Below are 24,018 nucleotides of genomic sequence, written 5' to 3'. Positions count from 1 at the left end.
GGACGCCATTTTTAATTTGGCTGAACGCAGCTGCTATTCAGCAGTCTCCTCAAGCTCGGAAGTATCGAACTCAAAGTCGTTACCGGGCAGGATGGCGTTGAGCACAATGCCCACCAGCGAGCCCACGGCAAGGCCCGAAAGCGAAATCGTCACGCCGCCCAGCTCCAGCACAATGGCGCCGGTGGTACTGTAGGCAATGCCGAGCGAAAGCACGAGCACCAGAGCCGCCACCAGCACGTTGCGGTTGTTCTGGAAATCAACCTGGTTCTCGATGAGGTTACGTACACCAACGGCGCTGATCATGCCGTAGAGCACGAGCGACACACCGCCGATAACGCACGCCGGCATGGCGGCAATCACCGCAGCAAACTTGGGGCAGAACGAAAGCACAATGGCACAGCAGGCGGCAATGCGAATCACGCGCGGGTCGAACACGCGCGTCAGGGCAAGCACACCGGTGTTCTCACCATACGTCGTATTGGCAGGGGCGCCAAAGAGCGATGCCAAGATAGTCGCCAGGCCATCGCCGAGCAGGGTACGGTGCAGACCGGGATCGGCAATGTAATTGCGTTCGCAGGTAGAGCCAATGGCGGAAATATCGCCGATGTGCTCAATCATGGTCGCAAAGGCCAGTGGCATGATGGTGATAATGGCCGTCGTGGCAAGACTGCTATCGAACTGCGGTCCAAAGAGCGCAAACACGGTGTTGTCCCACACGACGGGCAAGCCAACCCAGGGGGCGGCTGCGACGCCAGAGAAGTCGACCTCGCCCAGCGCGGCCGCAACGGCATAGCTCACCACAACGCCCAGCAGAATCGGCACGATCTTGACCATGCCGCGGCCCCAAATGTTGCAGATGATGATCACGACAACGGCAATAGCAGCAACAAACCAGTTGGTCTGGCAGTTAGCAATGGCAGAGCTTGCCAGGATCAAGCCGATGGAAATGACGATGGGGCCAGTCACCACCGGCGGGAAGAAACGCATGACACGCTTGGCGCCAAAGGCGCGGAACAGGGCCGCAAGCACCGGATAGAGCAGGCCGGCACAAGCTACGCCCAGGCAAGCGTAGGGCAAAAGCTCAGCCTCGCCGTTGGGCGCAATGGCGGCATAACCCGCGATAAAGGCAAACGAGGAGCCCAGGAACGCGGGCACCTTACCGCGCGATAGAAAATGAAACAGCAGCGTGCCGATGCCGGCGAACAGAAGCGTCGCCGAAACGGAAAGGCCGGTGAGCACGGGCACGAGCACCGTGGCTCCGAACATCGCAAACATGTGTTGCAAACCCAACACAAACATGCGCGGGCGGCCGAGCGACGATGCATCGTAGATGGCATCGGTGACGGCGGGCGTCGAAGACTGGGACATGGAAGTCCTTTCGAATGGAAGGGCGATCAGGCATATCGGATAACCTGCCCGAACGATACGATTCGAACCATTGTACGCGATATGCAGTACCTCGCACGCGCCGCCACCTGCAAACGCTAGCGCTATTTCCAAACGCGCTCGGCAATACGCCTGACCAGCGCAATCTTTGCCCACTGCTCGTCCTCGGTCAGCTTATTGCCGATCTCGCAGCTGGCAAAGCCACACTGCGGAGACAGATACAGGTTCTCGAGCGGCACGTACTTTGCCGCCTCGCGGATGCGCTCGACGATAACATCCTCGTTCTCGAGCTCTGCCGCCTTGGTGGTCACCAAGCCCAGCACGACCTTCTTGCCGGGAGCAACGTACTTGAGCGGCTCAAAACCACCGGCGCGGGGCGTGTCGAACTCCAGATAGAACGCGTCAACGTCCTCATGCGCAAACAGGTACGGCGCGATGGGGTCGTAGCCGCCCTCAAAAGCGTAGGTGGAGTGGTAGTTGCCGCGGCATACATGCGTGTTGATAACCAGATCGTCGGGCTTGCCCTCGATGGCGGCATTGTTGAGCGCCACGCCCAGCTCGCTTACCTTTTGCAGGTCGACCGGGCTCATGCCGGTTTTGGCAACAAAATCGGTATCGCAGTAGATGCCCCAGGTGCAGTCATCAAACTGGATGTTGCGGCAGCCCGCGGCATACAGGTCAGCAATCACGGTGCGGTATGCTGCGGCAATGGCATCGACGAGCTCTTCGTCGGTCTTGTAGACGGCGTGCAGACTCTCCTGCTGGCCATCGCAGCGGTCGAGTGTGACTTCGGAGAACGTCTGGATCGGCGCCGGAATGGTCTGGCGCGCGACCTGGCCCTCTCCCTCGAGCGACTTGATAAATTTGAAGTGCTCGACGAACGGATGATTCTCGCCGCTAATGGGACCGGTTACCACGGCGGTGTCGGCGGTAGTCTCCTCATCGTGGAACATGTAGCCCGTGCGCGAGGCGCGGCGCTCAATGCCGTTGAGGCCCCACATAAAATCGAGGTGCCAGTAGCTGCGGCGGAACTCGCCATCGGTAATCACCTGCAGGCCGGCAGCCTTCTGCTTGGCCACTAAGTCGCGGATGGCCTCGTCCTCGACGGCCTTAAGGCCGGAAGCGTCGAGTTTACCCGCGACATAGGCGGCACGGGCGTCCTTTACAGCCTGCGGACGAAGAAAACTGCCGACGATATCGGCACGAAACGGCGCGTTCGGTTGAATCGAAGTGCTCATAGATATCTCCCTTTGCATTGGTTGCTTTACTGGGACAGAGTATGAGCGCTCATATGGACATCGTAAAATATATGTTTATAACAGTTTGATATAGATGCTTCCTATATCAGTTTGGACTGCCATAAAGAGATTTGACCCGCGCAGAACGCAGCAGTCTAGATGTGCTGACGAATCGCTTCGATATAGGCCTGCCCGTAGCGCGTAAGTGTCGTGTTCTTGCGCGTGATGATGCCAATCTCCATGTACTCGTCTACATCGAGCGGAATCGAGATAATACCGGGGCCGTTAAGTTCATGGCTGATCACGCCCGAACACACCGTGTAACCGTTAAGGCCCATAGCTAGGTTGAACAGCGTCGCACGGTCGCGCACGCGGATATTCTTGCGGCGCTCAAAGGTCGAGGTCAGCTCCTCGGAATAGTAAAACGAGTTGTAGCTGCCCTGCTCATAGGACAGGAACGGGTAGTCTTCCAAGTCCTCGAGCGTCACACTCGAGCGACCCGCCAGCGGATGGTCGGAGCACACAAAGACATGCGGCGTAGCGCAGAAGAGTCCTTCGAATACGAGCTCGTTGGCCGCCAGCATGCGCTCGATGACCTCGCGATTGTGCTCCGACAGATACAGGATGCCGAGCTCGCTTTTCATATGCGCGACGTCCTCGATAATCTCGTGGGTCTGCTCCTCGCGCAGGGTAAAGTCGTAGCGCGCGGCATCGAACTCGCGGATCACATCGACAAACGCATTAACGGCAAAGGAATAATGCTGGCAGCTCACACTAAAGTGCGGCACCTGCTCGGACGTGCCTTTGTACTTGCCCTCGAGCAGGTCGGCCTGGTCGAGCACCTGGCGCGCGTAGCCCAAGAAGGTCTCGCCTTCCTCGGACACAATGACGCCCTTGTTGGTGCGCTCAAAGATGTGTACACCCATCTCGTTTTCGAGATCGCGAATTGACGCGGTAATCGAAGGCTGCGACACAAAGAGCCGGCGCGAGGCCTCGGTGATGCTGCCGCATTCGGCAACTTTGACGACATATCTGAGCTGCTGGAGCTTCATGGCTTTCTCCCTAGACGTTCGTGACGTCGAAACCCGTCGCGTCCATCTGACGCATAAACGACGGCATCTCCCCCGTCGCGGCGCAGGCGGCAATCTGATGCAGAGCCCCGGCAACCGCATCATCTGCCGCAGCGCCGATATGCCAGCGCGCGGCAGCCGTGACGGCCTCGTTGGCATTGGCGACTGCAACGGAATTGGGAACGGCATCGATCATGGGCAAATCGTTATCGGAATCGCCGAATACGGCCACCTCGTCGGGCGTCAGGCCCAAAGCGCGCGCCAGCTCCAGCGCAGCACAGCCCTTGTCCCAGCCGGTCGGAAGAACGTCGAACAGGCGCACGCGGTTGTTGGGAAACACGAGCGAGAGCTCCGGCACCTCGGCGACAACACGCTCGCGCAGCTCGGCGAGCTCCTCGCGCGAACGGGCACTCCAGATATTCGCCTTGTATACCGGGGCATCGTCAACGACAGGGCGACAGGGAGCCTCTTCGCCCTTGAGCCACGCGTTGCCGCCTGACTCCATGGCGCGACGCACACGCTCGGGATCGCTTGTCACGCAATAGGCGTCGTTGTCCCAAAAGTCATCACCCAGACGGTAGACCTTCAAATAGGTATCGTCGGTCTCTTGCTCCAGGTAGTCGGCCAGGCGCATAAGGGCATCGTTATCAGTTGCGCGCGAGGCAACCGCCTCGCCATCGACAAACATCACCTGGCCGTTGCAAAACGCACCGGTCGAGAAGCACTCGGAGCGATTGCGGAACATCCAGCTCATCGCGGACGGCTGGCGACCCGAAACCGGGCCAAAATGCAGGCCCGCCGCCTGCATGGCATGAATGCCCTCGATGGCGCAGTCGCTGGCGCCATCGTGTCCAGCAGGAATCAGCGTATCGTCCATATCGGTCAGCACAAGTTTGATCATAAGGTCCCCTCGGTCATTCTTTATCCCGTCTATTGTAACGACCTGCCAATAAGGGACAGGTTTATCTTGGCAGGTTTTATCTGGGAAAATGCAGCGCCCCTGTTGCCACCTGCCAAAATAAACCTGTCCCATATTGGCAGGTGCGCTAGTATAGGGAACAACAGATTCGATGCGGGAGTGCCGGCGGTGCAAACCACAAGGCTGAGAGGGCATAGGGCCCAATCCTTTGAACCTGTCAGTTAATGCTGGCGTAGGGAGCATGCCGCCTTTACAGGGGCGCTGTCTATGCACAGCGCCCCTTTTCTATGCCAAGGAGGCATGTGCAGTGATTGATTCGGAACAGCTTAAGCAACATATGGTCAAGGCCGTAGAGGAGATTCGAGCCACCAATCCGATGGCCGGCTCCATCACCAACACGGTGACGATCGACTTTGTCGCCAACGCGCAGCTCGCCGTGGGCGGTTCGGCCGCCATGGTCTATCTGCCCGACGAGGGCGAGGCGCTCGTTGCCGGCGGCGGCGCCATCTATCTCAACATGGGCACGCTCTTCCCCATCTACGAGCAGACGATTCCCCGCGCGGCCAAGGCGGCACACGACGCCGGCAAGCCCTGGGTGCTCGATCCGGTGGGTCTGGGCATCGGTAGCCTGCGCACCCAGCTGGTAAACGAGCTCAAGCAGTACAAGCCCGCCATCGTACGCGGCAACGCCTCCGAGATCATCGCACTCTCCGGCCTGTGGGGTCTTGAGGGCGAGTCGGCCGATCTGAGCCGCGTACGTGGTGTCGATACCACCGACACGGTCGACGCCGCCCGCGATGCCGCCGTGGCGCTCGCTCGCTACACCGGCGGCGCCGTTGTGGTCTCGGGCGAAGTCGACCTGATTACCGACGGCACGACCGTGGCCAAATCCCACGGCGGCAGCCCGCTCATGTCCAAGATCACCGGCTGCGGTTGCTCGCAGGGCGGCGTGCTGGCCGTGTACGCCTGTGCTACCGATCCGTTTACGGCAGCAGTCTGCGGCACCGCCGTCTACAACGTTGCCGGCACGCGTGCCGCCGCCGTCGCCGATGCCCCGGCAAGCTTTAAGGTCGCCTTTATCGACGAGCTCTACCGCGCAACCGCCCAGGATATTGCCGACAACCGACTCGAGCTCGAGGAGGCATAAGCCATGTCCGAACCCGCAACCAATGCCGGCATGAACACGCTCGTCGCCGTGGCCATCGCCCCATGCGGCACCGGCGACGAGCTGTCCGCCGAGGTCGCCGAGGTCGTGCGCGTCATTCGCGAGAGCGGCCTTCCCAACCGCACCACCTCGATGTTCACCGAGATCGAGGGCGACTGGGACGAGGTCATGCAGGTCGTGCGCGACGCGACCTTTGTGTTGGCGAGCAAGGGCATCCGCACCGAAGTCGTGCTCAAAGCCGATATTCGACCCGGATTTACCGACACCATGACCGGCAAACTCAAGCGCATGGAAGCACAGATCAAAAAGCAGGAGGAAGCACAATGAGCATCCGCGACAACCTTGATATCTCGGCTTATCTGGTACTCGGCCCCGAAAACACCCTCGGACGCCCCGTGGGCGATGTGGTGGCCCAGGCACTCGACGCCGGCTTTACCTGCATCCAGGTGCGCTCCAAGGTGGCAAGCGCCCGCGAGATCATTGCGCTGACCGACGACGCCGCGCAGGCAATCGCACAGGCCGGCAAGACCGGTCAGGTCGCCCTGTTAATCGATGACCGTCTGGACTGTGTGCTTGCCGCGCGCGAGCAGGGCATTGCCGTCGATGGCGTGCACGTAGGCCAGAGCGACATTCCCGTCGAGGTCTGCCGCAAGCTGCTGGGCCCCGATGCCATTGTGGGCCTTTCGGCCCGTTGCGAGGAGATGCTCGAGTACGTCAAGACCGCCGACATGAGCCTGGTCGACTACCTGGGCATCGGCCCGCTCCACGAGACCGAGACCAAGCGCGACTGCGGACGCGCGGCCGACGGCTCTATCATCACCAAGAGCTTTGAGGACCTTGCCGCACTCCACGCGGCAAGCCCCGTGCCCATCGTGGTGGGCGGCGGCGTTAAGACGGCCGACTTGCCGCAGCTTAAGGCCACCGGCGTCGACGGCTTCTTTGTGGTAAGCGCCGTCTGCAGCGCCGACGACCCCCATGCCGCAGCCAAGGAGCTTGTCGACACCTGGCAGCAGGCATAAGCATAAGTCGAGCAGCCGATTCGCAGCTTCATATCTTCAGCAATGGAAAGCGCATCCCAGTTTGGGCCTCCATTCCGGGATGCGCTTTCCGTATGCGACCCTTACCCCGCCAGATACGCTTCCAACGCCGGCAAAGTCGCCTCTGCATCGTGGCGGCCGACCTGGTAGATGCGCTCGAGCTCATCCGGTTCGCGGCACAGCGACGGCACCTTCACCGATTCGCTCGGCCGCACCACAAAGATTTCCCCGGCAGCCTCTCGACGTGCCAGGTCATCGAGCGTGGCATTGTAGACCTCATGCCGATGCTCAAGCGCTGCAACAAACTCCGGATAGTGACGGAACACGCGCCGCAGCATGGGCATCACGCTGTTGGGCTGCTTCACAAAGCCCGCCGGCTGCGTGAGTACCACGATATTGCGGTCATACCCCTGCGCAAACAGCCATGCGCTGGGAATAGAATCAGCCACGCCACCATCCAGATACTTATGCCCGTCAATAGCAACGGGACGCGTCGCCACAGGAATGGCAGACGACGCCCGGATCCACTCGATATCGCGCTCGTCGCCATACGGTAGATCGTGGTAGACGGCCTTGCCCGTCTCGATATCGGTACACACGCACGTAAATCGCATGGGGCAGGCGCGATACGCCTCCAAGTCGATGGGATCGCGCTCGATAGGCACCTCGTGATAGGCAAAATCGGCATTGAACATATCGCCGGTTCGCAGCCAGCTGGTCACGCTCGCATAGCGCTTGTCGGCGCAATAAGCCTTGTTGTAACGAATGGCACGGCCGATCTGGCGCGATTTAAAGTTGTAGCCAAACGCCGCGCCCGCCGAGACACCCACCATATGGTCGCAGGTCAAACCGCGCTCCATCCAAACGTCGAGCACGCCCGCCGTATACATACCGCGGTAGCCGCCTCCCTCGAGCGCAAGCCCCACCGTGCGCGTCGTATCCGGCTGTGCCATGTGACCATCTCCGTTCCTGCGTTTTAAAACGGGACAAGTATACCCGTCAACATATATCGACTCAGTCGCATTTTTCATGCGCACCCAGGCGTTGCCGTTTGGCGAATAATAGCCGCCCACAGCATGTGCGCCCATATATAATTGTGCACTGTTGTCTATACTACTCAGCTGTTATCAACAGCGAACATTAGCCGGCAAAGTAACTCAACAACGCAGCAAGGCGGGGGCCTGGATACACGCAAGGCGCCGAGCAACGACGCGTGTACACTACGAGCTCGCCCGACGCCATCCGCCCCGACCTCAGAAAGCCGCTTACAACATGGACACCGCCAGCAATTACACCGAAACGCTCGAAAAGACCGTCCGTGACCTTCTCGAGCGTCAGGATGATCTGATTAGGACGGCCTTTACCGACCAGCTCACCGGACTTGGCAACCGCGGCGGCTTTGCCCGTTCCCTAGAGGAAATCTGGGAGCAGGAACTGCCCGTGACCATGGCGTTTATCGACATCGATAACCTTAAGCACTGCAACGACGTCTTTGGGCATGACGAGGGCAACCGCTATATCTTGCAGGTAAGTCTCTATCTCAAGCTGTATATGAAAGTGGACGAGGCGGCGTTTCGCATAGGCGGCGACGAGTTTGCCATCCTGTCTACGATTGCGACCGAGGACGACCTCGCCGAGCGCCTGGAACACTGCCGAACGGTCCTACTCAAAAACAACGATTCCGAGATGCCTCACTCGTTTAGCTACGGAGTGTCGCACGCCGACCCCGCCCTGGGTGAAGTCTCCAATCGCATGACACTCGATGCCGACCATCGCATGTACGACTACAAGCTACGCCATGCCATGCATCTTGATCGACGCAATATCGCGCAAGTCCACACCGACGACTTCGAAATAAGCGATCGCGTTTTTGACGCCTTTTCGATGCTCAACGAAGGCCGTTATTGCTTTATCGAGAACTTGGACAAACATCGCACCCTATGGTCACAAGGCGCCCTGCGCGATCTCGGTCTTCCTTCTGAGCATGTAGACAACTGCCACGATTACTGGAAAACGCGCGTCCACCCCGATGACCTTGAGGCCTACATCAACGACATCGACCAAATCTATAATGGCTCCAAACACCGCCGCGTCATGCAGTACCGCATGCGCAATGCCGCGGGCGACTACGTCCTCTGCCGCGCTCGCGGGTTTCGCATCGACGGCGACGGAAATACCCCCTCGCTCTATGTCGGCGAACTTGTTAACCACTCACTCGCCGAGACCGTCGACGCCGCCACGGGCCTCGGAACGCAGCGTATGCTGATCAACGCTATCGATGCCTGCCGTCGCGACCGTTGCGAGACGGGGCTTATAGCGGTCCGCGTTTGTGGCACGGCAAAGTTCAACGAGCTCTACGGGGCCGAGGCTGTCGACAACATGCTCGCCGAATACGCAGGCCGCATGCTATCGATCACCCGCGGCAGAAGTCGCGTCTTCCGCTCGCGAAACGCCCAGTTCGTCGTGCTCAGCAACGATCTGGACCACGAGGCATTCGAGCAACTGACCCATCATCTTAAAGAGGCCGTTTTCGCTCCTGTTCGAATCGCGAACGACACCATTACCCCCGTCTGTCTTGTCGTCCCGGTCTTTTACGAGCGCTTAATCAATCAAGCGACCGCTGTTTTAGGCGAACTCGACCGTCGTCTTCGCGCCGCCGGCGGGCTTGCACCCAACGACAGCCTCCCCATACCCGAGATTGAGCGTAAAAGCGCCGTCGCCGAACGCATCGATACGCTCACGGGCCTCTATCGACCCAGCGAGTTTATGCGGCGTGCCAACGCATTTCTTAAGACAAGGCGCGACGCCGCTTGGTGTATCGCCACCGTCGACATGGGTCATATGCGACTGTTCAACGAATGGCACGGACAGGCCGAGGGCGACCGCGTGCTCGCCGATGTGGGCACGGTCCTCAAAGACATCGAAAATGCCGAGATGGGCGTCGCAGGATACTGGGGCCAAGACGACTTTTGCATTCTCATCCCCTTTGAGCACAACACCGTCCATCAAATCTATAACCGCGTTCGTGCCGCCGTGGCCAAGCATGATGACGGCGTGGGTTTCTGGCCGTCCATGGGCGTTTGCCCCATCGACCCCAACGAGGAAATCACCATCGACGCGCAGGCCAAGGCCATGTTTACCAATCGGCGCGCCAAAAACGATTTTAAGGATCGCATCGCCGTCTTTCGCCCCGAGGAATACAAGCGCGAGGTGGCGTTTCACCGCACCCTCACCGAGTTCCAGTATGCGCTCTCAAACGACCGCATCACCTACTACCTGCAGCCCCAGGTTGATATGGAAACCGGCGAGATCATTGGCGCCGAAGCACTCACCCGCTGGATTGACAAGGACGGCTCTCTCATTTCGCCCGCAACGTTTATCCCCGCACTCGAGGAAAGCGGCTTTGTGGTGACGCTCGACAAGTACATTTGGCAGGGTGTCGCCTCGTGGCTGCGCGGGCGCATCGATCGAGGACTTCGCGTGGTTCCGGTCTCGCTTAATGTGTCGCGCGTGGATATCCTTGCCTGCGACGTTGCCGAACATATGGGGACGCTCGCCGCCCAATACAACCTACCGCCCGAGCTCATGCGTATCGAGATCACCGAGACGGCTTATACGGGGGAGTCCGAGGCCGTGGACAAACTGACAGCCGACCTGCACACCCGCGGCTTCTCGACCTATATGGACGATTTTGGCACCGGCCAGTCCACGCTCGCGATGCTCAAGAACGTCAACGTCGACGTCATCAAGCTCGACCGCACCTTTGTGCCCACCGACCGCGATCAAGGCCGCAGCGCGCAGATCGTGTCATCGATGCTCGAGATGGCGCAGTCGCTCCATCTGCCCGTCGTGGTCGAAGGCGTCGAGACAAATGAGCAGGCAAACATACTACGCCACATGGGCGCCCGCTACGCTCAGGGCTTCCTCTACTACCGCCCCATGCCGGCGAATGATTTTGAGGCATTGCTCGATGGTGGCAAAAACAACTGATACGCTCGCGCGCAAAACACCACCGCCGAAGGGGACATTTGTCTCCATTAGCTAACTTATATCCCCAATTCAAACCGAATTGGGGATATGATACAAACCGTTGTTCTGCCCAAGGAGGTTATTCATCATGAACGAGTCATATCGCTTGGGCGAGCAATCGATTATTGCCTATCTTCAGCGACTTGCGAATGGTGTCTCGACCGCCGAACTCGATGTTTCCGTGCTGCCTGCTGAGCTACGCGCCGTTGGTGAGCAACTGCAAAAGACGCATGCCATCCTGCAACAAGAGCGCCAGCTGCTTGAGTGCAACGCCTATATCGATCCGCTCACCAACTTGGACAACCGTGGCGGACTCGACCGTCACGTCGAGCAGCTCTGGCGCAAAGGCGACCCCTTCACCTGCGCCTATATTGACATCGACCATCTCAAGCATTGCAATGATAGGTTTGGCCACGCCGAAGGCAATCGCTATATTCTGAGCATCTGTCGCACGCTCTCCGAAACCATGGAGCACGATGAGATGCTGTTCCGTATCGGTGGAGACGAGTTTGTGCTTATCTCGCTCTCTGCAAACGAGACTGAACTCGAGCAGCGCTTGGAGCAGGTACGTGCCGGGCTGATCGAGGCGAGCTCAGGTGGCAAGGCGCCCATGATCGCTAGCTTTAGCTTTGGCTGCTCGCGCGTCAATCCACTTGCCGGCGACACGCGTCGCCAGATGACGATGGATGCCGATCGCAAGATGTATCGCTATAAGCTTATGCATCGTGTGCAGCAACCGAAAGACAATGACGCGCCGCCACACCCAATTGCCGAGCAGCTTCCGTGCAACGACCGCGTATTCCAAGCGATCTCTATGAGCTCCGAGACGCGCTATCCGTTTATCCTCAATCTCGATACGGGCGAATCACAATGGTCGGTTAATGCCGTACGCGATTTTGACCTGCCCTCCCAGCATCCCTACAACTCACTCGACTTGTGGCTTGCCCGCGTTCACCCCGAGGACCGCGACAACGTACGCGCCGAGCTCGACATGGTGATAAACGGTACGTGGCACTTCCACTACATGCAGTATCGCGTGATGGATGCCACCGAAGCATACGTGCTTTGCGACTGCACGGGCTACCGCTTGGACGGCACCGATACCGAGCCCAACATGTACGTGGGCATGATTATCAACCGCAGCTTGGCAGATACGACCGATTCCGTGACCGGCCTGGGCGACATCCACGCCCTGGTCAACGCCATTGGCGAAATGCGTCGCGTCGCGCGCAAGGCGGGCTTGGTCGCCATTAAAATCGACGATATCGCTCAGGTCAATGCCCGCTTTGGCTTTGATGCAGGCGACCGCGTTTTGGCGGAGAGCGCCGCCTGCCTCATGGATTGTTCGCGCGGTAAGGGTCGTCTGTTCCGCTCGACCGGACCGATGTTCGTGGCGCTTTTCGACGAATTCGATCCCGAAGAGACCGACGCGATCGCAAAGGAAATCGAGCGGTTCCTGGGCTCTCCCGTGCTCTTTGGCTCGTTTGAATATCAGCCGCCCCTTCGCGTGGCCACGCTTCATCTGGATACCGTCGACCGACAGCCCGTTTCCATTTTGAACGAGCTCAAAGTGTTGCTCGGGAAAGCCGTGCAGGTGCCAGGTACCAAACTGGATTAGCACCACGCCCGCACCGCCTCCCCCATCGTGCGATAATCCTCTGCAGAAGTCACCAACAGCAGAGGGAGTTTGTGATGAAGGTTCTTTTGGTCAATGGCAGCCCCAAGGCAAACGGCAACACCGCTCGCGCGCTCGCCGAAGTCGCCGAGCAACTTAAAGCCGAGGGCATCGACAGCGAGGTATTCCAACTGGGCGCCAAGCCCATCCGCGACTGCATCGGTTGCGGTCAGTGCGGCAAGCTTGGCGGTCGCTGCACCTTTGACGACGACGTGGTGAACGAGCTCATCGCTGCCGCCGAGCAGGCAGATGGCTTTGTCTTTGGCTCCCCCGTCTACTATGCGCATCCCAGCGGACGCATCCTCTCGGCTCTCGACCGCGCATTCTATGCTGGCAGCAAGGCCTTTGTGCACAAGCCGGGTGCCGCGGTCGCCGTCGCCCGTCGCGGCGGCACGTCGACCACCTTCGATGTACTCAACAAATACTTCACTATCAACCAGATGCCCGTGGTGGCCTCCACATACTGGAACAACGTCTTTGGTGCCATGCCGGGCGAGGCCGCCCAGGACGCCGAGGGCCTGGCCACCATGCGCAACATCGGCAAGAACATGGCTTGGCTCCTGCATTGTATCGAGGCAGGGCAGGCTGCCGGCATCGAAGCCCCCGAAGCCGATCGCGAGCGCACCAACTTCATTCGTTAGAACGGCGGAACATGAATATCCAGATTTTTGGCACCAAGAAGTCCTTCGATACCAAGAAGGCCCAGCGCTATTTTAAGGAGCGCCGCATCAAGGTGCAGTTTATCGACCTTAAGGAAAAGGAGATGAGCAAAGGCGAGCTCACGAGCGTGATGCAGGCGGTCGGCGGCATCGACAAGCTGCTCAACCCCAAGGCCAAGGACGAGGAGACGCTCGCGCTCATCCAGCACCTCATCCCTAGCCAGCGCTTCGACAAGTTGCTCGAGAACCAGCAGGTTCTAGCCGAGCCCATCGTGCGCAACGGCAAAAAGGCCACCGTCGGTTATTGCCCCGATGTATGGGGAGCCTGGGAGTAGCCTGTGTTATTTGCCGGCGCGTGGGTATAAGAGCAGGCGTTTGGCATAAGATTCAACTGTAAGCCATGTCTAACAAAGGAGGGCACATGCCCAACAAACCCGTGAAGATCATCATGCTTACCGGATACCTCGGTGCCGGCAAGACCACACTGCTCAACCACATCCTCGCTAACGACGGCGGCATCCGCGCCGCCGTGATCGTCAACGATATCGGCGAGATCAACGTCGACGCCAGCCTCATCGCCGACGGCGGCCTTTCCGAGACCGACGACCTCATCCCGCTCACCAACGGCTGCATCTGCTGCACGCTTTCGGACGACCTTGCCAACCAGCTGCAGGGCATCGCCGATTCGGGCAAGTTCGACTACATCATCATCGAGGCCTCGGGTATCTGCGAGCCTATCCCCATCGCCTACACCATCTCGAGCTTCTGCGACGAGGCCAAGGTGGGCGGCCAGCCCAAGCTTGCACTCGACAACATCGTGGCTGTGGTCGATTGCGCCCGCATGTACGACGAGTTCAACGGCGGCCGCGACCTGTTGGCCGAGGATATCGACGAGGACGACATCGAGAGCCTGCTCATCCAGCAGATCGAGTTCTGCTCCACGCTGATCCTTAACAAGACCGATATCGTGAGCCCTGAGCAGATTGCCGAGCTCAAGGCTATCGTGCGCAGCCTGCAGAAGGACGCCGTGATTGTCGAGGCCCAAAACGGCGAGGTCCCCATGGAGGAGCTGCTCGACACCGACCGCTTCGACTTTATGCGCGCCTACAACTCCGCCGCCTGGATCGAGGCCATGGAGCATCCCGAGGAGCACGACGACCCCGAGGTGCTCGAATACGACATCGAGACCTTTGTGTACTCGCGCCGCAAGCCGTTTGACCTGCAGAAGTTCACCGATTTTGTTGAGCAGGAGTGGCCCGACGAGGTCATCCGCGTCAAGGGTCCGCTGTGGCAGGCCAGCAATCCGGACATGTGCTACATGTTCGAGCAGGCCGGCCACCAGATGCGCCTGATGGAGAACGGCCTGTTCGTTGATTCCGCACCCGAGGGCGAGAAGCAGAAGATCATCGACGAGAACCCCGAGATCATGCAGATTTGGGACGACGAGACGGGCGACCGCATGACGAGCCTGTGCATCATCGGCCGTCACATGGACAAGGATGCGCTCATCGCCTCCCTCGATGCCTGCCTGACCGACTGGCACCGCGCCTAGGTTTATCCAAGCGGGCATTTTTCCGCCTACGTAACCGCCAAACCACCACGAAGGTGCCTGTCCCCTTCGTGGTGGTTTTTCGTTCTGAGCCAAGGAGATTCATGTTCAACATTGTGCTGTATGCGCCCGAGATTCCGGCCAATACGGGCAATATCGGCCGCACCTGCGTGGTTACCGGCGCCCGCCTGCATCTGGTGGAGCCGCTGGGGTTTTCGCTCGACGACAAGACGGTGCGTCGCGCCGGCCTGGGCTACTGGCAAAATTTGGACGTGACGACCTATGCCGGCTGGGAGGATTTCCTTGCGCGCAACGGCCTCTCCCCCGCCGACGAACGCCTGCATCTGCTGACCAAAAAGGCGCGCCGCACCTATGCGCAAAGTACCTACCGCGACGGTGACTTTTTGGTCTTTGGCAGCGAGAGCTCGGGGATTCCCGAGCCACTGCTTGCCGCGGCGCCCGAGCGCTGCGAGCGCATCCCCATGTTGCGCGATTGCGACTCGCTCGAAAACGCCGACGCCTGGGAGGCCCACGAGGAGTCGCTCGGGCATACCGAGGACAGCCACGAAGCCATCCTTCGACAGGATATCTGCGGCAACTTCGTCGACCCGGACGACTACCGCATCAGCGCTCTCAACCTCTCCAACAGCGCCGCCATCGTCCTCTACGAGGCCCTGCGCCAAACAGGCTTTCCGGGAATGTGACAAAGGAACTGTCCCTTTGTCACATTCGGTTATAGGTAGCGGCCGGTGATGCTTGCGGGGCAGGCCACGATGTCGCCCGGCGTGCCGGCGCAGACGATTTGCCCGCCCGCGTCACCGCCGCCCGGGCCCATGTCGATCACATAGTCGGCGTTGCGGATAAGGTCGAGGTCGTGTTCGATCACGACAACTGTGGCGCCCTTGGCGACGAGGCCGTCAAACACACTCAGCAACACCTGAACATCGAGCGGATGCAGGCCGATCGTGGGCTCGTCAAATACGAATACGGCATCGTCCTGCACGCGGCCCATCTCGCTCGCAAGCTTAAGACGCTGCGCCTCGCCGCCCGAAAGCGCCGGCGTGGGCTCACCGAGCGTGAGATAACCCAATCCCAGGTCGTGCAAGGTCTGCAAGCGCGCCTGTACCTTTTTGAGTCCCAGCGTGGCGTCGAGGGCCTCGTCCACACTCATGTCCATGAGCTGCGGCAACGTCAGTAAGCTCCCGTCCTTGCCCTCGCGATGGATATGCGAAGCCGCGTCTGCATAACGTGAGCCACGACATGCCGGACAGACGATCTCGACGTCGGGCAAAAACTGCACGTCGAGCGATATCGAGCCCGTGCCATCGCACGTAGGGCAGCGCAAAGCGCCAGTGTTGTAGCTAAAGGCGCCCGCCTTGTAGCCGGCTGCCTTGGCCTCGGGCGTACGGGCGAAGGCGCGACGCAGCTCATCATGGATGTCGGCATAAGTCGCCACCGTCGAACGCACGTTGGCACCGATGGGCGTGGCGTCTATCAGGTTGGCACGTGCAATGCCCTCGGCATCGACCCAACGCACGTGTTTTGGCAGGCGCTCGCTGGCTGCCTGCGCCTTAAGTGCCGGGATGAGTGTCTCGAGCACCAACGTCGTCTTACCCGAACCCGAAACGCCCGTCACCGCGACAAGGCGACCGCGCGGTATATCGACTTCGAGCGGTTTGACGGTATGGATGGCATCGGTCGCCATGCGGATATGGCCCTGGTCGAACATTTCGTCGTCAGGCACCTGCGGACGCAAGCGCTCAGGCTCCGAGCGCAAAAATGGGGCGATGCGACTGCCCTGCGATTCTTCGACCTCGCCTACCGCGCCCGCGGCGATCACATTGCCGCCGCCTGCTCCGGCAACGGGGCCCATCTCGACCAGATAGTCGGCTTCCGCCAGTACGCGCGTGTCGTGGTCGACAACGACCACGGTGTTGCCGTCATCCACCAAATCGCGCATCACGCCTACCAGGCCGTCGACATTGGCAGGATGCAAGCCAATCGAGGGCTCGTCCAGCACATAGAGCACGCCCGTCGATCGGTTACGCACCACGCGGGCGAGCTGCACGCGCTGACGCTCGCCCGTGGAGAGCGTGGCACCGGCGCGGTCGAGTGAAAGGTAATCGAGGCCCAGATCGACCAGTCGACGGGCCGTGCTCAAAAACGAATCGCAGATATCCGTCGCCATGGGCTGCATCTCGGCCGGCAAGGATGCGGGCACCCCGCGCACCCACTCAATCGCCTCACCCAGCGTCATAGCCGCGGCCTGCGCCAGATTGATACCGCGCACCTGGGGATGGCGTGCGGCCTCGGAGAGACGCGTGCCGCCACAGTCACGGCATGGCCCCTCGCGCAAAAAGCGCGCCACGCGCTTGAGGCCCTTGTCGTCCTTAACCTTGGCGAGCGCATTCTCGACGGTATAGACAGCGTTGTAATAGGTAAAATCGAGCGGCGTGGCGCCCTCGCCGTTTTTGGGAACGTAGAGAATGTGCTTTTTAACCGCCGGACCGTGGAACACGATGTCGCGCTCTTGAGGCGTGAGCTGGTTAAACGGCACGTCGGTGCGCACGCCCATCTCGCCGGCTACCTGCTTCATCAGATCCCACATGAGCGTACCCCAGGGAAGCACCGCGCCTTCGTTGATGGTCTTTGACTCGTCGGGCACCAGGCTCGCTTCGTCCACCTCGCGCATGACACCGGTGCCGCCGCAGGTAGGGCACGCACCGCCGCTGTTAAAGGCAAGGTCCTCGGCACTCGGCGCGTAGAACTCGCGGCCGCATGCGGGGCACGTGAGCGACAGGCCCGCAGCCACGTTAAGGCTCGGCTCCACACGCGCCCCGCAATGTGGGCACACGTGATGGGCACAGCGGCTAAAGAGCAAACGCAGACTGTTGTTGAGCTCGGTCATGGTACCAAAGGTCGAGCGCACGCCTGGCACACTGGGACGCTGATGCAACGCGAGTGCCGCCGGTACGTGCAATACCTCGTCCACCTGGGCGTGCTCGGCCTGCGTCAGGCGACGTCGAGTATAGGTGCTGAGCGCCTCCAGGTAACGGCGCGAGCCCTCGGCATAAAGAACTCCCAGCGCCAGCGAGCTCTTGCCCGAGCCCGACACGCCGGCAATGCCCACGAGCCTCCCCAGCGGAATATCGATATCGATGTCCTTGAGATTGTGGACACGTGCACCGCGCACCTCGATAGCCTGCGGGCTCATCTTCTGTTCCGTCACCTTTATCACCCTACTCATGCCATAAAACGCGGTCGCGGATATACTCGCCCAGCATGGGCACGGTAAATCGGACGAGGCCGTATCCGGCAGCCTCGATGACGCGCTCGCGAATCAGGCTTGCGCGATATTTGCTCGCCCAGCTCTGGGTGCGATCGCAGCGCTCAATGATATCCGCCATGCGAGTCGGTTTGCCCTCGTCAACCGCCATGGCCTCGATAAAAAGGCGCTGTGGACTGCGCAGCCCGTAATACAGAGGCGCGTCAACCGCTTCGTAGAACTCGGAGACGGCATCCGCATGCCCATCCTCGACATCGTGCCTTTCAATGACCTGCGAGCCACGCCGGACGGCAGAGCGCCACATGTAATAGCCCACCAGCTGAACCATATAGGGATGCCCCATGCTCTTGTGTGCCGCAAGGTCCGCTGTCTCCGCGTCAACGTAAAGACCGGCGTCTTTGACCGTCTGGACATATGAATCGCGCACCTTGGGCAAAGATATCGCCCCCAGCGTACGCTGCTGGGCACGCCGCAAAAACGTCACGCTCGGCTCTTCGAGCAGATCGTCAACCATACTGGGTAAGCCGGCGAACACCAGCGCAAGACCGCGCTGGTCGCTATCGGACAAGCCCGTGGCATCCTGGTCTCCGAGCACCTGCTGATAGAGAACGGCAAGAGCCGCCAGCTCCTCGATAGACGCAGATTGCGCCTCGTCAATCGCAAACAGTATGCCCTTGCCTGGACCGAGCTTCTTGAGGCGCTCGTTGACCAGCCCCCGCAACGTCTCACCCTTTGCCCGCGCCGCCTCGACCGACATCCGGCCAAACGAGGGACCGAACTCCATTGACGTCACAACGGGTTTATTCGAGCGAAGCGCGTCGGCCAAGCGGTCGCATAAGCCAAGCGAAGCGGAATCGGAGACAACCGCCCATCCGTGCTCATTGGCTAGACGTTGCAGCTCCCTCAGGAGAACCGTCTTGCCGCAGCCGCGGTTTCCCGTAATGAGCATGAGCCTACCCGGCGCTCCGGCGCCGTTATCGAGCCCTTCCTCGAAATCTTCGATGACCGACTCGCGACCGATGAGCATTGGAGGCCGCTTGCCAGCCGTGGGCTTAAAGGGATTTGGATTCATGTCGGCCTCCTCGGATTGGCAAACGCTGTTAATAGTTATACCAACTTATACCGAGTTATACCAATAGCGTGTGAAAAAGGAACCACCCCTCTATCACCTATTGCCGAAAAACTCGGCGTCTGCCGCTCGCCAGGGGCGGAAGGTGGCGGGATCGATCTTTACGTGCGCCGCGGCGGGTACGTCGTACCATTTGACCGTGTAACCGGCGCCGTGAGAGCAAAAGACCGAATCGGGCGTGTTGGGCAGATCGGCCTCGGGCTCATAGGCGGCCGTCTCGATTACGCGCTCGGCATCATGGCAAGCCGCATAACCGGCGAACTCCAGGTACAGATGGCCGCGACCACTCGTGTAGGCAGCCACCTCCAGCGCGTAATCCTGCATCTCGGATGCTGGCACGCGACCCACAAGCTTCGCTCGGTCTCCCGCCATCGTCGGCGGCTCGTACTCGGCACTCATGCGCGTGGCATCCGAGAGCGCCCGGCCCACGCACTCCCCCGGCACCTCGAGCTCAAAGTGGTACCACGGCTCCAACAGCACCGCCGCGCCGGCCTCGCGCGCCTGCATCAAACCCTGGCGAATCGCGCGGTACGTGGCCTGGCGAAAATCGCCGCCCTCGGTGTGTTTGGCATGCGCACGCCCGCCCGTGAGTGTAATGCGCACATCGGTGATGGGCGAGCCGGTCAGCACGCCCAGGTGATCGCGCTCCATGGCGTTGGTAAGCGCCAGGCGCTGCCAGTTTAGGTCGAGCTCGTCGGTCGAGGTCACGGTGCCAAACTGCACGCCCGAACCTGCTGGCAACGGCTCCAGGCGCAAATGCACCTCGGCATAGTGGCGCAGCGGCTCAAAGTGGCCCACGCCCTCGACCGGCTGCGAAATAGTCTCCTTATAGAGAATGCCGCCGGGCTCAAACTCGACCGCAAGGCCAAAACGATCGGCCAGCACGCGCTGCACGACCTCGAGCTGCACGGCACCCATCAACTGCAGGTGAATCTGCTCAAGATGCGTATTCCAGCTTACGCCGAGCATGGGATCTTCGTCCGCCAACTCAGTCAATGCTTTGAACACCGTATGGACATCGTGTTCGCCCGGCAGCACCGTATAGGTGAGGACTGGCGCAATGACGGGCGCATCGCCCGCGGGCTCCGCGCCCAGGGCGTCCCCTGGGCGAACGTGCGCAAGACCCGTCACGGCGCAAATTCCACCAGCGGCAACCTCTTGGGCAAGCTCATACTTCTCGCCGTTATAGATGCGCACTTGATCGACCTTCTGCTCCCATGCCTCGGCACCGAAGTGTCCATCGATCATCTGTTTTGCACGCAACGTGCCGCCGGTCACTTTAACCCAAGCCAAACGCTCGCCGTGATCCCCGCGGCTGACACGATAGACGCGCGCGGCAAACTCCGGGAGCCACGCCTGTTCACGCATCAGCGTGCACATGCCATCCAACAGCTCGTCCACGCCTTGGTCCTTGAGCGCCGAGCCGGCAAAGCAGGGAAAGAGCTTGCGCTCGGCAACCATGCGCGACAGCGTTGCGACAGAAAGCTCACCCGCTTCAAAAAACTCCTCGAGCGCCGCCTCGTCCAACGCAGCAGCGTCCTCCTGAACGGCACCGCCCGCCAACAGTTCGTTGGCATCCAGACAGCCTTCGGAAAGACGCTGCCCAAGTTGTGCCAGCAAAACATCGCGGCCGGGATTCTCCAAATCGATTTTGTTGATAAAGATGAACGTCGGGATGTCATAGCGCGCAAGCAGGCGCCACAGGGTTTCGGTGTGCCCCTGCACGCCATCGTTGGCGCCCACAACCAAAATCGCGTAGTCGAGTGCGCGCAATGTACGCTCCGCCTCGGCAGAAAAATCGACATGCCCCGGTGCATCCACGAGCATGACGCGGGCATCGCCATGGTCGAGCACGGCCTGCGACGAGAAGATCGTGATGCCACGCTCACGCTCGATCGCGTTCGTGTCCAGGTACGAATCGCCATCGTCCACGCGTCCGCGCTTGCGAATGCGGCCCGCGTTGAACAGCATGGCCTCGGCCAGCGTAGTCTTGCCGGCATCGACGTGCGCCAAGATTCCAACGACCGCTTGCTTCGACATGGCTCTCCTCTTATTGCCAGCCCATCGCACGCGGCAACGGGCATCCTCGTTCCACACTGGATGATACAATTTACAGGCCGGCGGGCGAAGCGGGCCCTATCCCCCGACCGAGCTCATCGCCCCGCGTTGCCGCGCGGCGATTTTCGTAGGTTCGCGCCTTGCGAAAGCCGGCACCTCCCCTTTTGCCCGCCCGGTCTCATCTGAGGCGGTAACAATGCGAGTCCCACAACGACGCGTTTACCAAAAATGGCCCCACTCGGGGTCATTTTTTATTTGAGCTGGGTGATGATACGTGCCTTGGCTCCTACGCCTCGCGCAGCCAATCAAACGCGACACGCGCCGTGCCGTCGGACACATAGACGATACCGATACGCTCGAACCCCGCCTTGGCGATGGCGCCCTGCATGGGCAAGTTGTCCTCGTGCGTGTCAATACGCAGATGGTCGGCGCATTCCTTGGCAAAGGCAAACATCGCCGCCGCGATACCGTGCACGGTGCCGTCGGATGCCACGCGATGCAGCACGGCATACGGAGTGTCGCTGCGCCATTGACCGTCCTCAATCACGTCATAGCACTCGTCCGGACCCGGTAAAAAGGCAAACGTCGCCACCACGCGGCCGTCGACTTCGCACACGTAACTGCCACCAGCGGCAATATCGGCAGCCAGCTGCTCGGCCGAAGGCGTGCCCTCGGGCCACTGCGTGGCGTTGCCATGCGCGCGCATAAAGGCGCGGGCCGCGTCATAGATAGCCATGACGGCGGGAATGTCGGTATCGAGGGTTTTTCTGATCATCACGCGGCGACCTCACGTTTATTGGTATCACTTTGATTGAGCAATGATACCAACGTTTGGAGAGGAGCGCGAAGCAGATGGGGAGCAAAAAGCGAGCCGCCTGGTCAAAAGCCAAAAGCGAGTTTTTGGGCGCTGCCACCGGCGGCGATATGAGCGACCTGTTTGCACGCGAGGACGAGCGCCGCGACGCCCTGGACGCCGAGCGCGACGAGGCTTGGCGCTATAAGTCGTGCGAGCGCAAAAACCGTTACGACACACGCGCCGAAGCCGAGGCCGTTATGGCCGACTGCGAAAACCGCGGACGGCGTGGTTTGGCCTGCTACAAATGCGAATACTGCGGCGGCTGGCACCTGACGTCGCACCCTTGGAAATAGACCCCGCATCGGCACGGCGCTGGCGAAGCGCCAGCCATCGTGCACAAGCTACGGGCGCGGCGGCACCAAAACATCGTAACGAACGGCCTTGCCCGCAAGCTGATAGCTCGGCTTAACGCCGGCAAGCAGCGGCCCCTTCACCGGTCGCTTGATAACGACCTTGCGCGGGTGCACCGCAAGCGCAGCTTCGACCAGCGTCTCCTCGTCGGCGCACGGCTGCTCCAGATGGTGCAAGAGCTGAAACTTCTTTTTCACCGCCGCGCTCTTGGTGCGCTCGGGAAACATGGGGTCCAGATACACCACGTCGGGAGCCGCGAGCTCACCTTGCTTGATCAGCTCGGCCGTATGGCGAAGACCGGCAATGCTGTCCTCGCCCGCATGTAAGCGCATGCGCGCCACAGCAGCCGCAAGCGCCGGATCATCTGCCGCGCGATCCAAGGCGTCCTTGAGGAGTGCCGCGATTACGCAATCCTGTTCATACAGATCGACGGTAAAGCCCGCGGCCGCCAGCAGCAGCGAATCCTCACCAAAGCCCGCCGTGGCATCAATCGCCCATGGGCGCTCGATGCCTTTTGTGCGCGCAACCTTTACCAGCAGCTCTTGCTGCAGGCGGCCCTGCTTGAGTCGTGGCAGCATGCGGCCAAAATCGGCGCGCAGTTCCATCGTGCCGTCGGTGAGCGTGAGGCCCTCGGACTTCCCGGTCAGCTCAAGCCCCGCGGCCCGAGCAACAGAAAAGGGATCGACGACGCCCATGGACACTCCTTAGCAAACAAAACGAATACGTGAGCGCCACCTCAGTTGGCACCCAACCGTCCGTTATTGTCCCACATGCGACATGGTCCACAGCATCCCAATGCAAAGCACCGCCATCAATCCCGTGCACACGGCAGCGATCACAGAATCACCCATGCGCCTTCCCAACGACCGCGGTTCACGCACTTGCTCTGGTCCGTACATCATGGCTCCTCCTTAGACTCACTTCTTATCACGGCCTCATCATCGCAGCGCCGCACATGAGCTGCCATCGATTTGACTTACAGCTGGCTTTCCTTTTTGAAAGATTGCCCTGCACAGGCGAGAAGCGCTTTCTAACACACACGCCGTCACGTTGAACTACAATGTGCTTCACGATATGTGCAGCATATGGGACGCGCCAGACTGGCAGCGCCCGAATCGAAAGGACTACCTATGAGCGCCGCGCGCAAGACACTCAAAATCCTTGCCCTCATCTATTTTGTTTTGGGCATCGCCAGCCTCGTCATCGGTATCACCGGCATCGCAACCGGCAAATTTGAATCCGTCTACGGATCGAACGCCATGCTCGCCGCGGTCGTGCTTGTCGCCAAGGGCGTTATCGACCTTGCCGCAGGTGTTGCGGGCATCAAGGGCGCCAACAAGCCTTCGCAGGTGGATGGCGCGTTTAAGCTCGGCATCGTTGCCGCAATCGCCACGATTGCGCAGGCTGTGCTCACCCTTCCCGCGCTCGGCGGCAGCGCCGTCAATATTGGAGCCTTTGTCATCGTGGTCTACGACCTGTTCTTTGTTCAGCAGGCACACGCCGTCAAGGCCGAGAACAAGGACCGCCTGTAAGCGCTCACTTCTCATAGCCTCTGCAGCCAAGTAACTAAAAGGGCCGATCGCGCATATCCGCGGTCGGCCCTTTACGTTT

General features: G+C 60.4%; 21 protein-coding genes and 1 riboswitch. Of the genes, 11 read left to right on the top strand and 10 right to left on the bottom strand.

Annotated features, from left to right (window positions below):
- Positions 1-33: 33 nt before the first annotated feature.
- The 4 genes from ACESSC_RS05060 to ACESSC_RS05045 all read right to left on the bottom strand — a co-directional run bounded on the left by ACESSC_RS05060 (position 34) and on the right by ACESSC_RS05045 (position 4,595).
- Positions 34-1,368, bottom strand: a complete 1,335-nt coding sequence (locus ACESSC_RS05060; RefSeq protein ID WP_373161609.1) for a uracil-xanthine permease family protein — start codon at positions 1,366-1,368, stop codon at positions 34-36.
- Positions 1,369-1,490: 122 nt separating this feature from the next.
- Positions 1,491-2,624, bottom strand: coding sequence for a 5-methyltetrahydropteroyltriglutamate--homocysteine S-methyltransferase (locus tag ACESSC_RS05055; protein ID WP_233539875.1), 1,134 nt, complete (start codon positions 2,622-2,624; stop codon positions 1,491-1,493).
- Between the two features lie 155 nt (positions 2,625-2,779).
- Complete coding sequence (locus tag ACESSC_RS05050; RefSeq protein ID WP_117563541.1) at positions 2,780-3,676, bottom strand: LysR family transcriptional regulator; 897 nt, start codon at positions 3,674-3,676, stop codon at positions 2,780-2,782.
- 10 nt (positions 3,677-3,686) lie between these two features.
- Positions 3,687-4,595, bottom strand: coding sequence for an HAD-IIB family hydrolase (locus ACESSC_RS05045; protein ID WP_373161607.1), 909 nt, complete (start codon positions 4,593-4,595; stop codon positions 3,687-3,689).
- A gap of 163 nt (positions 4,596-4,758) precedes the next feature.
- A riboswitch (TPP riboswitch) is annotated at positions 4,759-4,869 on the top strand.
- Between the two features lie 51 nt (positions 4,870-4,920).
- Between ACESSC_RS05045 and thiM the strand changes: the two genes are divergently transcribed.
- The 3 genes from thiM to ACESSC_RS05030 are packed head-to-tail and all read left to right on the top strand — an operon-like array spanning position 4,921 to position 6,797.
- Positions 4,921-5,760, top strand: coding sequence for a hydroxyethylthiazole kinase (gene thiM / locus ACESSC_RS05040; RefSeq protein ID WP_233543262.1), 840 nt, complete (start codon positions 4,921-4,923; stop codon positions 5,758-5,760).
- A gap of 3 nt (positions 5,761-5,763) precedes the next feature.
- Positions 5,764-6,105, top strand: coding sequence for a thiamine-binding protein (locus ACESSC_RS05035; protein ID WP_229030451.1), 342 nt, complete (start codon positions 5,764-5,766; stop codon positions 6,103-6,105).
- Positions 6,102-6,797, top strand: a complete 696-nt coding sequence (locus tag ACESSC_RS05030) for a thiamine phosphate synthase (protein WP_117803763.1) — start codon at positions 6,102-6,104, stop codon at positions 6,795-6,797. The genes ACESSC_RS05035 and ACESSC_RS05030 overlap by 4 nt, the downstream gene beginning before the upstream one ends.
- Positions 6,798-6,898: 101 nt before the next feature.
- Here the strand turns inward: ACESSC_RS05030 and ACESSC_RS05025 are convergent, their stop codons facing one another.
- Positions 6,899-7,768, bottom strand: coding sequence for a patatin-like phospholipase family protein (locus ACESSC_RS05025; RefSeq protein ID WP_195246888.1), 870 nt, complete (start codon positions 7,766-7,768; stop codon positions 6,899-6,901).
- Positions 7,769-8,087: 319 nt separating this feature from the next.
- Here ACESSC_RS05025 and ACESSC_RS05020 point away from each other — a divergent pair, with 319 nt between their 5' ends.
- The 6 genes from ACESSC_RS05020 to ACESSC_RS04995 all read left to right on the top strand — a co-directional run bounded on the left by ACESSC_RS05020 (position 8,088) and on the right by ACESSC_RS04995 (position 15,431).
- Complete coding sequence (locus tag ACESSC_RS05020; RefSeq protein ID WP_373161604.1) at positions 8,088-10,805, top strand: bifunctional diguanylate cyclase/phosphodiesterase; 2,718 nt, start codon at positions 8,088-8,090, stop codon at positions 10,803-10,805.
- Positions 10,806-10,932: 127 nt separating this feature from the next.
- Positions 10,933-12,462 (top strand): diguanylate cyclase domain-containing protein, encoded by a 1,530-nt coding sequence (locus tag ACESSC_RS05015; protein WP_089572908.1) that lies wholly within the window; start codon positions 10,933-10,935, stop codon positions 12,460-12,462.
- A gap of 74 nt (positions 12,463-12,536) precedes the next feature.
- On the top strand, positions 12,537-13,160 hold the full coding sequence (locus ACESSC_RS05010; protein ID WP_089572906.1) for a flavodoxin family protein: 624 nt from the start codon (positions 12,537-12,539) through the stop codon (positions 13,158-13,160).
- An 11-nt stretch (positions 13,161-13,171) separates the two neighbouring features.
- Positions 13,172-13,513 (top strand): arsenate reductase family protein, encoded by a 342-nt coding sequence (locus tag ACESSC_RS05005; protein ID WP_373161600.1) that lies wholly within the window; start codon positions 13,172-13,174, stop codon positions 13,511-13,513.
- Positions 13,514-13,599: 86 nt separating this feature from the next.
- Complete coding sequence (locus tag ACESSC_RS05000) at positions 13,600-14,730, top strand: GTP-binding protein (protein WP_373161598.1); 1,131 nt, start codon at positions 13,600-13,602, stop codon at positions 14,728-14,730.
- Between the two features lie 101 nt (positions 14,731-14,831).
- The gene (locus ACESSC_RS04995; RefSeq protein WP_117636890.1) at positions 14,832-15,431 is read left to right on the top strand and encodes a tRNA (cytidine(34)-2'-O)-methyltransferase; all 600 of its coding nucleotides are present in this window, start codon (positions 14,832-14,834) and stop codon (positions 15,429-15,431) included.
- 29 nt (positions 15,432-15,460) lie between these two features.
- Here the strand turns inward: ACESSC_RS04995 and ACESSC_RS04990 are convergent, their stop codons facing one another.
- The 4 genes from ACESSC_RS04990 to ACESSC_RS04975 all read right to left on the bottom strand — a co-directional run bounded on the left by ACESSC_RS04990 (position 15,461) and on the right by ACESSC_RS04975 (position 21,975).
- Entirely contained in the window at positions 15,461-17,974 is a 2,514-nt protein-coding gene (locus ACESSC_RS04990) for an excinuclease ABC subunit UvrA (RefSeq protein WP_443985205.1), read from the bottom strand.
- A complete protein-coding gene (locus tag ACESSC_RS04985) occupies positions 17,967-19,085 on the bottom strand; it encodes a DUF8462 domain-containing protein (RefSeq protein ID WP_373161595.1) in 1,119 nt (372 codons plus the stop codon). Before ACESSC_RS04985 ends, ACESSC_RS04990 begins: the two co-directional genes overlap by 8 nt.
- 93 nt (positions 19,086-19,178) lie before the next feature.
- Positions 19,179-21,182: a GTP-binding protein gene (locus tag ACESSC_RS04980; protein WP_373161593.1), complete on the bottom strand. Its 2,004-nt coding sequence runs from the start codon at positions 21,180-21,182 to the stop codon at positions 19,179-19,181.
- Positions 21,183-21,486: 304 nt separating this feature from the next.
- A complete protein-coding gene (locus tag ACESSC_RS04975) occupies positions 21,487-21,975 on the bottom strand; it encodes a GNAT family N-acetyltransferase (RefSeq protein WP_373161592.1) in 489 nt (162 codons plus the stop codon).
- A 77-nt stretch (positions 21,976-22,052) separates the two neighbouring features.
- Between ACESSC_RS04975 and ACESSC_RS04970 the strand changes: the two genes are divergently transcribed.
- Complete coding sequence (locus ACESSC_RS04970) at positions 22,053-22,349, top strand: hypothetical protein (protein WP_055310006.1); 297 nt, start codon at positions 22,053-22,055, stop codon at positions 22,347-22,349.
- 48 nt (positions 22,350-22,397) lie between these two features.
- Here ACESSC_RS04970 and ACESSC_RS04965 read toward each other — a convergent pair whose 3' ends face one another.
- Positions 22,398-23,102, bottom strand: a complete 705-nt coding sequence (locus ACESSC_RS04965) for a class I SAM-dependent methyltransferase (RefSeq protein WP_117805916.1) — start codon at positions 23,100-23,102, stop codon at positions 22,398-22,400.
- Between the two features lie 435 nt (positions 23,103-23,537).
- Here ACESSC_RS04965 and ACESSC_RS04960 point away from each other — a divergent pair, with 435 nt between their 5' ends.
- Positions 23,538-23,939, top strand: coding sequence for a hypothetical protein (locus tag ACESSC_RS04960; RefSeq protein WP_117805917.1), 402 nt, complete (start codon positions 23,538-23,540; stop codon positions 23,937-23,939).
- The last annotated feature ends 79 nt before the right edge of the window (positions 23,940-24,018 follow it).

It is taken from the genome of Collinsella aerofaciens, assembly GCF_964243765.1.
Classification (GTDB): domain Bacteria; phylum Actinomycetota; class Coriobacteriia; order Coriobacteriales; family Coriobacteriaceae; genus Collinsella; species Collinsella aerofaciens_BU.
The sequence above is the reverse complement of the archived record's forward strand: the minus strand, read 5'-3'. Positions and strand labels throughout refer to the sequence as shown.